10 protein-coding genes and 1 pseudogene are annotated in these 15,231 nt (G+C 44.7%); 9 read left to right on the plus strand and 2 right to left on the minus strand.

Features of this window, described 5'->3' with window-relative positions; translation table 11 throughout:
* The first annotated feature begins 11 nt into the window (after positions 1–11).
* Entirely contained in the window at positions 12–1,139 is a 1,128-nt protein-coding gene (locus ABIB39_RS05935) for an AI-2E family transporter (protein ID WP_354428158.1), read from the plus strand.
* A gap of 597 nt (positions 1,140–1,736) precedes the next feature.
* On the opposite strand, the gene ABIB39_RS05940 is transcribed toward ABIB39_RS05935, so the two are convergent.
* Entirely contained in the window at positions 1,737–3,275 is a 1,539-nt protein-coding gene (locus ABIB39_RS05940) for a serine/threonine-protein kinase (protein ID WP_354428160.1), read from the minus strand.
* A gap of 241 nt (positions 3,276–3,516) precedes the next feature.
* Positions 3,517–4,008, minus strand: coding sequence for a GntR family transcriptional regulator (locus tag ABIB39_RS05945; RefSeq protein WP_354428162.1), 492 nt, complete (start codon positions 4,006–4,008; stop codon positions 3,517–3,519).
* Here ABIB39_RS05945 and ABIB39_RS05950 point away from each other — a divergent pair, their 5' ends adjacent.
* The 8 genes and pseudogenes from ABIB39_RS05950 (at position 4,009) to ABIB39_RS05985 (ending at position 15,202) form a co-directional block, all read left to right on the plus strand.
* A complete protein-coding gene (locus tag ABIB39_RS05950) occupies positions 4,009–6,183 on the plus strand; it encodes a SusC/RagA family TonB-linked outer membrane protein (RefSeq protein ID WP_354428164.1) in 2,175 nt (724 codons plus the stop codon).
* A 26-nt stretch (positions 6,184–6,209) separates the two neighbouring features.
* The gene (locus ABIB39_RS05955; protein ID WP_354428165.1) at positions 6,210–7,841 is read left to right on the plus strand and encodes a RagB/SusD family nutrient uptake outer membrane protein; all 1,632 of its coding nucleotides are present in this window, start codon (positions 6,210–6,212) and stop codon (positions 7,839–7,841) included.
* 23 nt (positions 7,842–7,864) lie between these two features.
* Complete coding sequence (locus ABIB39_RS05960) at positions 7,865–8,044, plus strand: hypothetical protein (protein ID WP_354428166.1); 180 nt, start codon at positions 7,865–7,867, stop codon at positions 8,042–8,044.
* A 21-nt stretch (positions 8,045–8,065) separates the two neighbouring features.
* A pseudogene (locus ABIB39_RS05965) lies at positions 8,066–8,980 on the plus strand (SusE domain-containing protein); the annotation flags it as partial.
* Positions 8,981–9,041: 61 nt separating this feature from the next.
* Complete coding sequence (locus tag ABIB39_RS05970; RefSeq protein WP_354428167.1) at positions 9,042–10,262, plus strand: glycoside hydrolase family 76 protein; 1,221 nt, start codon at positions 9,042–9,044, stop codon at positions 10,260–10,262.
* Positions 10,263–10,301: 39 nt separating this feature from the next.
* Positions 10,302–12,668, plus strand: a complete 2,367-nt coding sequence (locus ABIB39_RS05975; RefSeq protein WP_354428168.1) for a GH92 family glycosyl hydrolase — start codon at positions 10,302–10,304, stop codon at positions 12,666–12,668.
* 81 nt (positions 12,669–12,749) lie between these two features.
* A complete protein-coding gene (locus ABIB39_RS05980) occupies positions 12,750–13,985 on the plus strand; it encodes a glycoside hydrolase family 76 protein (protein WP_354428170.1) in 1,236 nt (411 codons plus the stop codon).
* A gap of 17 nt (positions 13,986–14,002) precedes the next feature.
* Positions 14,003–15,202 carry a glycoside hydrolase family 76 protein gene (locus ABIB39_RS05985; protein WP_354428172.1) on the plus strand — a complete coding sequence of 400 codons (1,200 nt, stop codon included), beginning with the start codon at positions 14,003–14,005 and terminating at the stop codon, positions 15,200–15,202.
* Positions 15,203–15,231: the final 29 nt, after the last annotated feature.

Genomic DNA, 15,231 nt, shown 5'->3' on the forward strand with positions numbered 1-15,231 from the left:
TACACCAAACGATGGAACTTAAAAATTTTACCGGCTTGCCTTTTTATATTAAACTTGCAGCTGTGCTGTTCAGCCTCTTCGCCATTGGCTACCTGGTCATCCTGGCCAAGGATATCCTGTCACCGCTAATCTTTTCCTGTTTATTTTCTATCCTCCTGTTGCCTGTTGCGCAATTTTTTGAGTTCAAGCTCCGATTGCCCCGAAGCGCGGCTTCTATGATTTCCGTGCTTCTCCTATTAAGCTTAATTGGAGCCTTGATCTATGTTATCGGATCGCAGATAGCCGACCTCGTAAAAGACTGGCCTGAATTCCAAGCGCAGATAAGCCGTTCGCTTTGGGAATTAAGGGGCTGGGTACAGGATCATTTCCATATCACCCGGGGTAAACAATTAAAGGTCGTTAATTCAGCGACCAGTAAAGTCCTTTCGCCGGACACGGCGGCAGTGGGTGCTACCATACTCTCTTTATCATCAATCCTTTTGTTCCTCATATTTACTTTTATTTATTCATTTTTCTTTTTGCTTTATCGTAGCCTGATCTTGAAATTTTTGGAATCAGTTTTCTTAAAAGAAAACAAAGCGACGGTTTATGAGGTCATAGAGCAGGTACAGTACATCATTCGCAAATACATCATCGGTTTGCTCATTGAAATGGGTATCGTGGCAGCGGCAGTTAGTGCAGCCTTTTCATTGATGGGTATTCAATACGCTATCCTGCTGGGGCTAATCACCGGCCTGTTTAATATCATTCCCTATATCGGGATATTTACCGCGCTGGTCATTAGCGTGCTGGTTACCCTGGGCACTTCACCCGATAGTACCAAAGCGATCTGGGTTATTGTAACACTGGTACTGACGCACTTGATCGACAGCAACGTGCTGCTGCCCCTGGTAGTAGGGTCCAAGGTCCGCATTAATGCGCTTATCACTGTATTGGGCGTCGTTGTCGGAGAAATGATCTGGGGCATACCCGGCATGTTTCTGTCCATTCCCGTGATCGCCGTTTTAAAGATCATCTTTGACCATGTTGAAAGCCTTCAGCCCTGGGGCATTATTTTGGGTGATGAAGAGAAGAAACAAAACAAACTGGCGGCCAGGCTTCGGGCCAGAAACAAAAAAGTAAAGATTGGTGGAGGTTAGTATCGTGCTTCAAACTTAAATCTACACCATGTTCCGTGAGTGCGAATCGCCGCATGAAGGGCTGCCTTTTTAATATCGCTACAAAGCAATTAATTATTAATATTGACAGCAAATCAGTGCATTTCCATTATGGAACGGAATCATAATTGATATTTCGCGCCTTTCTTGGGTCAGTAGTTAATTCGAATGTTCACTCTAGCAGGTAGTTTTTGCCTTTAGTGAATTATTACGAAAAACAATTAATTATGAGCTGAATTAACACTCTATTGAACCATAAACATATATTTTTAAATAGTTCATTGATTCTTTATGATAACAGAGCCGGTAAAAAGAAATAACGTACAATTAATTGGTAGTGGCGACCAAATCTTGATTTTGCACATGGCTTCGGTTGCGACCAAAACGTATGGCGACATCTCGTCGCTGCATTTCAAACCAATTATACCTGCGTTATTTGCGATTACGTAGGGGCTGGAAAATCAGATCAAGCACCTATCAATCAAGAAATATCCTCACTTGAGGGACGCTTAGTGCTATGGCTGTTGTAGCCTTTACTTTTAAGAAGTTAACGCTTACATTGGGTGATAAAGATTTAGTTTATTCACCAATTTGGATCAGGTTCTTTTTATTCAGCCAGCCTTTGCTTACCTCCCCCTGTTCGTTTTTATAAATCACGTATATGTAACCGTTTTGATCATCTATAGCCGTTAGGCGGGCATTATTCCAGCGGTTAATATTAGCCTTTCTGATACTGGCTTCATCAGGGCGGTCATGAAAATAAGCGTATGTCGAAAACAGAGTGAACTTTTTACCCACGTCGCTGCTGTTAGTAGCAGTAGCGCTAGGTTCAACTACTTTTTTAACAACAGGCTTTGTTTTTAAAGGATTGCTTTTTTTCAAAGGCGCTCTTTGTTTTTTTGTAACAGTTGCTATAACAGGTCCTTCGCTTTTAACAGTAGCTATCGGTGTAGTTGCCGGTTTTGAAGAAAAAAGCAACCGCCCCGCAAATGCGCCGCATCCTAATAGCAATAATCCTATACCGAACATTGCTGCTTTCGGCATCGCCACTGGCGGTTTTATATTTCCGGTGCTAGCAAGTGTTGTCTCCAGTCTAACTATCTCCAAATGCAGCATTTTTACTTTATTTTGTTCCTTATAAAGGGTAGTCAGTAAGCTTTTGTTCTCATTCTCCAGTACTAATGCCCTTTCTGTGTCGTTTTTTATGGCAAGGGCGCTATTCTGCAACAATATTGCCTGTTGTAGTTCCATGCCGTCAGCATAACGGTCCTGAGGTTTTTTCTCCAGACATTTTCTAATCAGTTCCAATAACCATTCAGGTAAGTGCATTTCCCTTTCTCGCTTTTCTTCGGGCCATTCTTGCGGTAGGTTTCGCCTGCGTATTTCCAGGAGGTCCGGAACTGGCATTTCTACATGCGCTATCATTACATTGTTGCGTGCCGAATTACCGTTATCTGTTAAAGGGAAGGGGACAACGCCGGCCACTAACTCGTATAAGATGATTCCGTAGCTGTATACGTCCGACTGGGGAAGCATATTTCCCTCATTCTGTTCGGGGGCCATAAATTCAACTGCGCCGGCATTTTTCAGGCTGTCGCGCCGCTGTTCATCAGACATGATAGCCAGGCCAAAATCGAGTAATACATAGTTTCCGGTGTGTATATTAAATTTAACATTATTGCTTTTAATATCGCCATGTTTAACCGATACTTTATGGCAATGTGCCAAGGCGCCGGCCAGCTGGTTAGCCACCTTTATAATTTCTGGAACAGTAAAAATTGGGTCATGCGGCTTTTTTAATAATTCTCCCAGATCTGGCCCTTCAATAAATTCCATCTCAATAAAAGGCAGTGAACCGCTCTCGGTTATGCCGGAATTTAATATTTTAACCACATGCGGGGTAGGGTTCTCGTTAACCTTTTTTAGTTTTTCAACCTCATTAATAAAGTCTTTAAAATTCTTATCATCCTCGCTTTCGGCATGGATAGGGGTAGGAAGAATCTTAACTGCCACAAAAATCTCTCCGATACGGCGGCCTTTGTAAACAGAGCCTTGGCCGCCTGTACGCAGGGCACCCAAATTTTCAAGGCCCGCTGTTATTGTAAATATTTTACCCATCAGTAGCTATTTATGCTCATTAATGTAAACGGTGCTACAACTAAATAGTTTGTGTTATTGATCAATCTGCGCAGGGCATAGATACATCTTAAACTTAGTCGGGTCACCGAATTGGGTACCTGAAAAAAGTATTAAAAATTCGCTAACGCTTATAAAGTAAATGTCGTTATAGATTTAAAGACTATCAAGTATTGCTCCGTATCTTTAGTATCAACCCCAACTTACTTAAATCTTAATATTATCAACGCCTGCTTTCTACGGTGTACACAAAGCTATCTGCCTTGTAATAACCCAGGTTATATTCAAGCGGGCGCTCGCCCTGGTCAAATACAAACCTTTTACGTAATAAAACGGGGCAGCCTTCTGTTATGCGCAGTTTTTCGGCAATATCTTGTTCGGCGGCATGGGCGCTTATTTCTTCTTTTGATAAGGTAGCTACTGTAGAATATTCCATCTCCAGCAGTTCGTAAAGCGGTCGTTTAAAATCCTCGTCGCCGGTTAGGCCAATACGGGGGTGGAAGTAGGAAACGAAATATACGAACGGTTCATTGGGTTTACCGCGGACACGTTCCATTTTAAGTACTTTACGGTCTGCTTTTATTTCAAAAAAATTAGCCAGTGCTTCATCAGCATCAACCCAGGTAACGTGTAGTTCGAAGTTTTTTATGGTGATGCCTCGCAATTTCATCTCTTGCGAAAAACTGCGGGTAACGGTACGTGGGATATCGAACACTTGTTGAAAAAAGCACCGTTGCAATCGCACAACGTGAGCATTACTGGTGGTGGCGAAACCAACTCGTACTACATATCTGCAGGTTACCAAAACCAGGGCAGCAACCTGATAGGTAACGGCGGCACAGGTGCCGATTTTGGCTACCAGAAGTACAACCTGAGGTTAAACCAAACTTCGATAATTGGCAAGTTCAGGACCAACATTATCTTAAACTACACCAAAACGCGCAACAAAAGCAACAGCGTTGGCGATAACAATATTTTTGCCGATGCAAACCGCGTACCTCATAATTATAGTTGGAAAGACGAGAATGGAAACTATCTGACTAACCCCGTTGCATCTCAATACAACGAGTATGGCGTGCTCGAAAAGGGCGGTTACAACCAGGCTGATAACGATGAGATCTTCGGTGCGTTCAACGGTCAGTTAAGTATCACCAAAGATTTGAAACTTACTGGTGAGTTTGGTGGAACCATACAAAACAATGGCACTTTCTTTCGCCGTACACAGGTTAATTACCTGCCTGCCGGTGTATACGGTAACGACCTTACCGTGTTAGACGGTAACAGCAAATCATTACTTACCAACACAAAACTTTACGCAGAGTACAACAAAAAAATAAGCGACCACACGTTTAAGATCCTTGCAGGTGTATCAAGCGAAACGTATAACCAAAAGGGGTTTCAATTGCAAAAAACACTAACAGACCCGTTATTAGGCACGCCTACCACGGGTACTATTGTTGATACGCAAAACTCAAATAACAGTATCGCGGTAAACTCAACCAGCTTGCTGTCAGCATTTGGACGTGTAAATTATTCGTACAAAGACAAATACCTGTTAGAGGCGATGTTCCGCGAGGATGCCTCGTCAAAGTTCGCTACAGGAAACAGGGCAAGTTTCTTCCCGTCGGTAAGTGCCGGCTGGATAGTAACCCAGGAAAGTTTTATGGAGCCTGTTAAAAACACATTGAGTACTTTTAAAATAAGGGCATCATATGGTATTGTAGGTAACCAAAACGTGGGTAACTACCAATATCAAACTACCTACTTTAACTACGCCAATGCATATGGTTTTGGTAATAATATAGTAGGCGGTGCAGGTACCAATATTGCTAACCGCGATATCACCTGGGAGAAAGCAGCTAAACTGAACATTGGTTTTGATGCCGGCTTATTTGACGACAGGATAACCGCTACCTTCGATTACTTTAGGGCTACTACCAGCAACATCCTTGCACCAAGGGCCGATGTGCCGTTCATTTTTGGCGCGGGTTCTCCAGACTATAACGTAGCCAAGGTACGCAATACCGGTTGGGAAGCATCTTTAACCTATAACTTACGCAGTAAAGATCTTACCCAAAGCTTTAGCGTTAACATTGCCGATAACCAGAACAAACTGCTGCAACTAACCGGCGATGCAACCCAGACCATCTACAATCAAGATGTGTTTCAACTGATCAGGAAGGTAGGCGAGCCTGTAACACAGTACTATGGTTACGAAACAAACGGTTTTTTCCAAAACCAGGATGATATAAACAACTCTCCGAAAATTGCAGGTAACTCCGTACAGCCCGGCGATTTGAAATTTAAAGACCGCAATGGCGATGGCATCATCGACGAGAAAGATAAAACTGTTTTGGGTAACCCGTTCCCGCGTTATACGTTTGGTTTTACCTACCGCGCGTCTTATAAAGGTTTCGATCTTTCGATATTCATCCAGGGGGTTGGCAAACGCGACGAGTTTTTGCGCGGCGAACTTATAGAGCCGTTCCATTACGGGTACGGTGCAACAGTTTACGAGCACCAAACAGATATATGGTCGCCAACTAACCCCAATGCCCGGTACCCCATATTGGCTAACATTGGGTCGCCGTCAAACACTAATAACTGGCGTACAGGATCTGACTTGTATAAATACAATGCAGCTTACGCGAGATTAAAGAACGTGAACATAGGCTATACTTTTGGCAAAGGCGTCACCCAAAAACTGGGCATCCAGCGCTTAAGGATCTCGCTTATAGGCCAAAACCTGGCGACGGTAAGCAAGCTTAAATTCATTGATCCGGAAACCTCAGAGTTTGGCAACAACCTAAACCCGGGTTCGTCATCTAACAGTGCAAGGCAATACCCGCTGCCGGTATTTTATGGTGCAGGCCTCGACTTAACATTCTAAACAGATAATATTTAAAACATATAGATATGAAATTTTTAAAAAAGCTTTTGATCGTATCTGTTGCGGTTTTTGCGGCACCGGGTTGTAAAAAACTCGACATCGCGCCAACAGACCGTTTCTCTGACCTTACCTTTTGGCAGGTAGAAGCAAACGTTTACAACGCCCTGTATAATAATTACAGCCTTATTTATAACAGCGGCTTATATTTTGATGCCGAGGCGATATCTGATAACGCTTATTCGCCATCGGGCGACCTTAACCTTATTGCCAGCGGTAATGCCACATCGCAAACAGGCAAGTTTGCCGGCGATTGGAACAACTATTACTCGGCCATAAAATCGTGTAATATTTTCCTGGCAAACGTGGATAAAAACACAATTATATCAGCGGCAACTAAAACAAGGCTAAAGGCCGAAACTCGTTTTATCCGCGCGTTTGAGCACTTTAACCTCGCTAAATGGTATGGCGATGTACCCATTGTTGACCATGATGCCACACCCGAAGAAGCGCAAACCATTGCCCGTTCACCAAAGGCAGAAGTTATAAAATTTGTGATGGATGAACTGGAAGCAGCAGCTAACGATCTGCCGTCAAAAGATGCTATCGCTGCTACAGAAAATGGCCGTATTACTAAAGGCGCGGCACTGGCTTTAGAGGCCAGGGTGTTGCTTTACCAGGGCGACCGTATGGCCGACGTGGTAACCGTGTGCGAGAAACTGATGAACAACCAGGGCACCAACGGTAACTACGCTTTAGAAACCAGTTACAGCGCGTTATTCAGTGACCCTAACGTAAATAAAAACACTAAAGAGAGCATCCTGTCGCTGCAATATGTGCCTACGCTTCGTACATGGAATAACTTTTGGGATTTTGCGCCACGCACAGTGGGTGGCCGCGTCAGCAATATGGCCCCAACGCAAGAGCTTGTTGACGATTACATTATGCTGAACGGTAAAGCCATCAAGGAAACAGGTTCGGGCTATGTGGAAAGCAACCCGTATGTAAATCGCGACCCACGCTTAACCGCTACCGTTGTGTATGACCGTTATACCTGGGTAAATGCAAATAACTCAACAAAAACCATTTACATAAAACCGGGTACAGACCCTGTACAACCCGGCCTGGATGAGTACAACGCGGGTTCGCAGGCGGCATCTGCTACGGCTTACTACTGGCGCAAATATTTCGACCCAAGCGCGCTGGCAAACTTTGTATCTGGTAACAACCTGCACCTGATAAGGTATGCCGAGATCCTGTTGGATTACGCCGAAGCCAAACAAAGCCTTGGCCAGATGGATGCAACCGTTTGGAACAAAACCATTGGCGCTTTACGTGCAAGGGCCGGCTTTAACGAAGCCGGTGCATTAAACTACCCCGGCGCTGCCGATATGACCAACATCATTCGCCGCGAAAGAAGGGTGGAACTCGCCATGGAAGGCTTGCGTGTTGACGATATCAGGCGATGGAAAACCGCCGAAACTGTTATGAACGGTTATGCGCACGGTGCCAAATTCTCGGTAGATCAAAATACCGATAACGGGTACATCCGTACGCAGTTACGCAAGTTTAACCCGGGTAGGGATTACCTGTGGGCTATACCCGCGCATGATATCGACCTGAACAAAAACCTGAAACAAAACCCGGATTATACCAACTAAACCAATTAAAAAATTACAACGATATGAAAAAATTGATGAGGGCAGGTGTAATGCTGCTTGCCGTAATTGCAGTAAGTTCCTGCAAAAAAGAGAACCGGCCCCTTGACCTTAGCCTTACCCCGGTTGGTACACTGGCTACGCCTAATGATAATGCCGATGTAAAGCTCGACCCTACCAGTGCGGCAAATGTGCTGTTCAAATAGGATGCCGCGTCTACAGATGATGGCGGGGTGATCTTATATGAAATTGCGTTTGACAAAGAGAGCGGCGATTTTAGCAAACCGGTTTACAAAGTAGTATCAGACGGTGGCGGTGCAAAAACGGAAATAACGCTAACCCATAAAGATCTTAATAAGATCGCTAACTCGGCAGGCATTGCCTCGTCAAGCACTGGCAAGTTAAAATGGACGATTATCGCATCAAAAGGTACCAATGCGAAACCATCATCGGCGTCGCGTACACTACAATTAGAGCGCCCGGCAGGTTTTGCAGAAAACCCTGCGGAACTTTATGTAACCGGTTCGGCGACCGAAGGTGGGGCAGATATTTCTAAAGCTGTAAAGTTGAGAAAAATAGAAGACGGCATTTTTGAAGCCTATACCTCTTTAAAAACAGGCGATTATTACCTTACGGATAAAAACACAGACGGCGGTAAAAAATATTATATCGAGAACGGCCTGATCAAAGAGGGTACAACTGCAACTACCGTAACAGGCGCGCAAAAAGCGTTTCGCTTAAATTTTGATTTTACATCGGCAACTGCCAAATCTGTCGAGATCCAGTCTGTCGGGTTGTTTATGTCTGCCTACAATACCGAAATAGGTACATTAAACTACATTGGTAACGGTACATTCGAAACGCCTAAAACCGCTGTAGAATTCTACCAGTTTTCGTGGGGACGTGATGAACGTTATAAGTTTATTATACATACTGCAGCCGGTCTGGAGTATGTAGGCAGCAGCGCTCAAAACAACGATGCGCCGGCAGGTAAACCGGCTTCTTATTTTTACTTATTACCGGTAACCAACGATCAGTGGAACAACACCTACAAGTTTGATCCATCTGCCGATAAGAAAAACGTTAAGGTAGATGTAACCTTTGGCCCAGATGCTTATACACATAAAGTAACGGTTATATAAACCGTTGCAAACCAAAGCGCCTGCGGCCTAAAGCTGCGGGTGCTTTCTAATTCTATCATCAATGAAAAAAATATTATTTGGGTGGATAGCCGTTGCTTCGTTGTTAGCGGTATCGTGCAGTAAGGATAAACAAGTTACACCTGGTAACGGTGGTGGTACAAAGCCGCCCGTTGTTGTGCCGCCGGTTACAACCACTTCATACCTCGACCTGGCTAAGCAAACGCGCAGTTTCATTAGCAATAACCTGCTTACCTCAAGCTTTAGCTACAGGGCAAATACCACCACGGGTGCCAACGCGTGTTACGAGTGGTATAACGTAAGCCAGATATATGCCGATGCTGCTTTGGTGGCGGCAGGCGATGCATCGGCATTAACGTACATGAACAAAACCTTTGCTTTTATGGATGGCTTTTGGGATAAGGCCGATCTGCGTGGCGGTTACTTTGCATCTGTAAACCTGAACGGTACAGGTGCCGCCGGCGATAAATATGTTGATGATAACGGCCTTACGGGTATGGTTTACCTGGAGGCTTATGAAATTACTACCGGGGCAGATAAAGCAGCGTACCTTGCCAAAGCAAAGGCATGTGCCGATTGGCTTATCAACAGCGGCCTTTGGGATAATACCTATGGTGGCGGATTTTGGTGGAACACCGCCAAGCCGGATAAACCAACACAATCAAACGGTGTAGCCATGCAGTTATTTGCCAAACTATATACCATTACCGGCGAAACCACCTACCGCGACTGGGCAACTCAGGTAAATAACTGGCTGCGCAATACCATGTACGATTCGGCAAGCGGCTTGTACATCTGGAAGATAGACGGCAGTGGCGCAGGTACCAAGTATTTCGAAAAATTTACATATGATAATGCAGTTATGTTAGAGGCCGATATACTTTATGGCAAGGCGGTTAATGATGCATCCTACCTAACAAAGGCACAAGCCATTGGCAATGCTATGAATACTGTTTTATGGAACGCCCAATACAAAGGCTACATTTTTAATACCGACCCAACCCAAACCCGTGTTAATCCTGCCTGGTGTGGTTGGGGATCGCAAGGGATGATAAGGTTGTACGAGCAGGATAAAGATGAAAAGTGGCTTACCTTCGCCCGTAATAATATTGACGCTTTGAACAAGGCGACCCGCAATGCCGATTCGCACGCCTACTACTTTTTTGCAGCCTTTAACGGTAGCAACCGCTCGCCCGAAATTGAGGGTGTAGATCAGGCATGGATGCAGCGCGTGCAGGCAATGATGGCAAAATACGATAAGTAAATACCCGGTGGCCGCGGCCGCTGTTATAAATAACTACAAATGAAAATAAAGTTCGGTACGGGTGTTGCTTTGATGGCGCTGGCGTTGTCTGCATGCAGTGTAAAGCGTGAAAATGTTTCACGATACGTAGATCCTAATATTGGTACGGCACACAGCCGCTGGTTTTTTTATACGCCTGCAGCCGTGCCTTATGGTATGGCTAAACTGGCGCCATCTACCAACGGGCATTACGGTAACCCGTCTGGCTGGGAAGCAGTAGGGTATGATACCCGCCAAAACTCGATAGAAGGCTTTGTGCATTTTCATGAATGGCAGGTTGGCGGTGTAAGTTATATGCCAACAACGGGGACATTAAAAGTCCGACCTGGTGAGTTGGAAGGCCCCAATACCGGCTACCGCTCAAAATTCGACCGGAAGAACCAGGTTGCCGAACCCGGATACTATAAAGTGCTGCTTGATGATTATAAGATAACAGCCGAGCTTACCGCGACAAAACGCGTAGGCTTTCAACGCTATACTTTTCCTAAGAATGAGTTGTCGCACATTATATTGGATATTGGAAACAAACAAGGCGAAAGTAGCGATGCTACCGATGCATCCATAAAAATGATAGATGATACGCACTTTGAAGGTTTTGTAAACACTTATCCCAAATATGTAAACATTTACGACCCTCAAGGCACGGTGAACATGTATTTTTACGGCGAGGTAAGTAAGAAACCCGCAACTGTTTATGCTTTTGTGGGCGATGATGTAAAAGAAAACACTGCCGTTGCTAAAGGTAAAGGTGCCGGTTTGGTGCTCAATTATAAAACAGATGATAATGAAGTAATTGAGGTTAAAACAGGCTTATCCTATACCTCAAATGCCAATGCCAAAGCTAATTTTGTAGCCGAAGCTAATGGCCTGTCCTTTGACCAGGCCAAGATAAAAGCACAGGAAACCTGGGAGCAGCAATTAGGCAAAATTACGGTTGAGGGTACCGATGTACAAAACAAGACCAAGTTTTATACAGGCTTATTTCATTCGTTATTAGGCAGGGGCATAGCCAGTGATGTTAACGGCGATTACCCGAAACATGGCGGGCAAACAGGCCGCTTACCTACGCAAACGGACAAAAAGCTTAAAGCAGAATTTATAAACACCGATGCCATCTGGGGTGGATTTTGGAACATCACGCAGTTATGGTCGCTCTCTTACCCGGAATGGTATGGCAGCTTTGTGAACACCCAGTTACAGATCTATAAAGATAAAGGCTGGTTTAGCGATGGGGTTGCCAATAGCGAGTATGTATCTGGCGTAGGTACCAACTTTGTGGGGCTTGCCGTGGCCGGAGCATATAATGTAGGCATCCGCAATTACGATGTTAATTTGGCTTACGATGCTGTAAAAGCTAATGAATTAAACTACAAGAACCGCCCCGTAGGCTCGGGTAAGTTAGATACCAAGGCATTTGTAGACCACGGCTATGTGCCGTTCCTTGACCAGAAAGGCCGGGATTTTGTGACAGACTCTACAGGATCGAATTTTGCAGGCTCGCACACTTTGGAGTACAGCTACAGCGCGTTTGCTGCGGCGCAGATGGCCAAGGCGATGGGCAAAACGCAGGATTATAACCAGCTTATAAAGCTATCAAATGGCTGGCGACAGATCTTTAATCCGCAGAATAAATTAATGCAGCCAAAAAGGGCGAACGGAAACTTTATTGAAAAATTCGACCCTTACCAACCCTGGAGAGGTTTCCAGGAGGGCAATGCCGTGCAATATACTTTCTATGTTCCTCAAAACCCCGCAGGTTTAATTGATGCCATAGGTAAGGATAATTTCAACAAACGTTTGGATAGCATCTTCACCGTGTCAGAAAAATTGGGCTTTGGCGGTGGTAAAACTATAGATGCATTTGCAGGTATCAACTCCATCTATAACCACGGTAACCAGCCCAATTTGCATATCAGTTGGTTGTTCAACTTCTCGGGCAAACCATGGCTAACCCAAAAATGGACAAGGTTGATAGGACAGGAATTTTATGGAATCGAACCCATCCATGGTTACGGATACGGGCAGGACGAAGACCAGGGGCAACTTGGATCGTGGTATGTAATAAATGCTTTGGGCCTGTTTGACGTGAAGGGCTTTACAGATCTGCGCCCTATTATTGAATTGGGTAGCCCGTTGTTTGATAAAGCTACCATCACCTTAGGCGATGGCAAAACACTAACCATCGAAACCAAAAATAATTCAAAAGACAATGTGTACATCCAGTCGGCAAAGTTTAACGGCGCGCCACTTAACAATTGCTGGCTGTACCGCGACGAATTAATGAAAGGCGGTAAATTAAGTTTTGTGATGGGCAACCAGCCAAATACCAACTGGGGCACCAAAACGCCGCCACCATCGGCACAATAAAAACAGCTTTTTAACATGGGCAGGAATAAGATGAAGAGGGCTTGTACGTAGAAACAATTTAACCTATATAAACATCTATTTATGAAAGCTAATCAAAACTCAAAACTGCTCGCGGCATGTTTGCTGATGGGGGTATGCCTTGTTGCGTGTAAAAAAGACCAGGTGCCATCAACCGCAAAACCAATTGTTGAAGCAACGGACGTAACAGGCAAAAAGCAAAAAGTGCAAAGCACATCATCTGCTTATTACATTAAAGCGAACGAAACGCACAATTTCATCTACGGCAACCTATTAACCAGTTACAACAGTTACCGGGTTAACACTACTACCCAAACCAACACCGCTTACGAGTGGTACAACATCAGCCAGATCTATGCCGATGCTGCCATGGTAAAGGTGGGTGCCACGGCATATGCCCCGTACATGAATAACACCTTCACGTGGATGAACAACATGTGGAACGGTGCAAACCCCAACGGTGGCTACTATGCCTCGGCAAATGTTAGCGGTGCAGGTGCCTCAGGCGATAAATATACAGACGATAATGCTCTTTCGGGTGTGGCCTACCTGGATGCCTACGCGGTTACCACGGGCACTACCCAAACCAATTACTTAAACGCTGCAAAGGCTTGTGCAAACTGGCTTATGAACAGCGGCCAGTGGGATAATACCTACGGCGGCGGCTTTTGGTGGAATACCGTTAAAGAAAGTAAACCTACCCAAACCAACGGGTTGGCCCTGCAGCTATTTCTAAGGCTTTACCAGATCACCGGGCAAACTTTTTATCGCGATTGGGCGGTATCGGTAAAAAGCTGGCTTTTGGCCAACATGTTAGACTCCTCCACCGGCTTGTACATCTGGAAAATAGATGGCGCCGGCGCGGGCACAAAGCACTTCGAGAAATTTACCTATGATAACGCCATTATGATAGAGGCCTTTTTGCTGTACGGGCAAATTATGGCCGATAATACTTTTATAACCAAAGCGCAAACCCTTGGCAGCAGCATGAATACCACGCTTTGGAACAGCACCTACCACGTTTACATCTTTAACACAAACGACGGCCGCATAAATCCGGCGTGGTGCGTATGGGGGTCGCAAGCGATGATAAAACTCTACCAGCGCGATGGCAACACCGCCTGGCTGGATTACGCCCAGCAAAATATTAATTATATGAACAGCAAGTTGCGCAATACTGCCAACCTGGGTTATTACCACTTCTGCAATTTTGATGGCAGTAATGTAGAGACCAGGCAGGAGGGAGTAGATCAGGCCTGGATGCAGCGCACCCAAGCCATGCTGTCTGATTATAGATAAGTTATAACAATAGACTGATGATTTTCAACAAGAAATATTTTCGTTTGATAGTTTGCGCATTAGGGATGGTTGGGTTTTTCCAACCATCCATCGCGCAGCAAAAAAACAATTCGGTGCTGTATAAACAACGTGCCGAGGCAATGTATGCCAATATCTGGAAGCATTATCGGGTGCCAGGGCAAAAAGGCTTGTTTACCGAAAACTATCCGTCCAATAAAAAGGCTACGCTCGACTATTTCCAGGGGAGTGGGGTAAAAGAGAAGGAAGTGAGCTTTTTATGGCCGTTTTCGGGCGTTTTCTCGGCTACCAATGTGCTGATGAAAGTGCCGGGGCTAAAAGCCAAATACAATATCTATCAGGATAGTTTGGTGATGGGGATTGAGCAGTACCGCGATACGGTGCGTAAGCCGGCGGGCTACCAGGCATACCCGGTTAAATTTGAAAAGGCCGACCGCTATTATGACGATAACGGGCTGGTGGGTATCGATTACATGGAATCGTACTTTAATACTAAAAACCCGGTTTACCTGCAACGTGCTAAAAATGTTTTCAAGTTTATTTTAAGCGGTTGGAACAATGATGCAGGCGGCGGCGTGACCTGGTTAGAAGGGCATAACGACCAAAAACCCGCCTGCACAAATGGTATGGCTACTTTAACCGCGCTAAAGATATATAAAGGTAGCAAGGATAAATACTATTTAGAGCAAGGAAAACGGTTTTACAGTTGGATGTATAATACTTTGCGCGATAGCACTACCGGCATTATTGTGAACGATATTAAATTAGACTCCAAACAAAACCGGGTGTTTTGGACATATAACACCGGGTCGTTATTAGAGGCTGCCGTAATGCTTTACCAATTTACAGGCGAAAAACAATACCTGCAACAGGCACAGCAACTAGCTGCCGATAGTTATAAATATTACCGCGCCGTGCCACATGATAAAAATTTAACCTTGCACATTGATTTGCCGTGGTTTGTGACCGTGCTTTTTAGAGGGTACGAAGCATTGTATAAAGTTGACGGCAGCTATAAATACATAGCCGCAATTGAGCATGATGTTAACTATGCCTGGAAAAACGCGCGCGATAGAAGTAATTTAACAACCCATAGCTGGCTACCCAAGCCGGATGAGTTAAGTAAACCCAAGTGGCTATTAGATGAAGCCTGTATAGCGGAGCTTTACGCCCGCTTATGTATCCTCAAACGAAATTAATATTGGTTGTATAATTTGATTAGTGTGAA

Source organism: Mucilaginibacter sp. UYP27 (assembly GCF_040547175.1).
Taxonomy (GTDB): Bacteria; Bacteroidota; Bacteroidia; order Sphingobacteriales; family Sphingobacteriaceae; genus Mucilaginibacter.

Excerpts from the sequence above, each read along its gene's own strand:
- ABIB39_RS05955 (WP_354428165.1), top strand. The coding sequence starts at position 6,210 with ATGAAATTTTTAAAAAAGCTTTTGATCGTATCTGTTGCGGTTTTTGCG.
- ABIB39_RS05960 (WP_354428166.1), top strand. The coding sequence starts at position 7,865 with ATGAAAAAATTGATGAGGGCAGGTGTAATGCTGCTTGCCGTAATTGCA.
- ABIB39_RS05935 (WP_354428158.1), top strand. The coding sequence starts at position 12 with ATGGAACTTAAAAATTTTACCGGCTTGCCTTTTTATATTAAACTTGCA.
- ABIB39_RS05975 (WP_354428168.1), top strand. The coding sequence starts at position 10,302 with ATGAAAATAAAGTTCGGTACGGGTGTTGCTTTGATGGCGCTGGCGTTG.
- ABIB39_RS05980 (WP_354428170.1), top strand. The coding sequence starts at position 12,750 with ATGAAAGCTAATCAAAACTCAAAACTGCTCGCGGCATGTTTGCTGATG.
- ABIB39_RS05970 (WP_354428167.1), top strand. The coding sequence starts at position 9,042 with ATGAAAAAAATATTATTTGGGTGGATAGCCGTTGCTTCGTTGTTAGCG.
- ABIB39_RS05985 (WP_354428172.1), top strand. The coding sequence starts at position 14,003 with ATGATTTTCAACAAGAAATATTTTCGTTTGATAGTTTGCGCATTAGGG.
- ABIB39_RS05940 (WP_354428160.1), bottom strand. The coding sequence starts at position 3,275 with ATGGGTAAAATATTTACAATAACAGCGGGCCTTGAAAATTTGGGTGCC.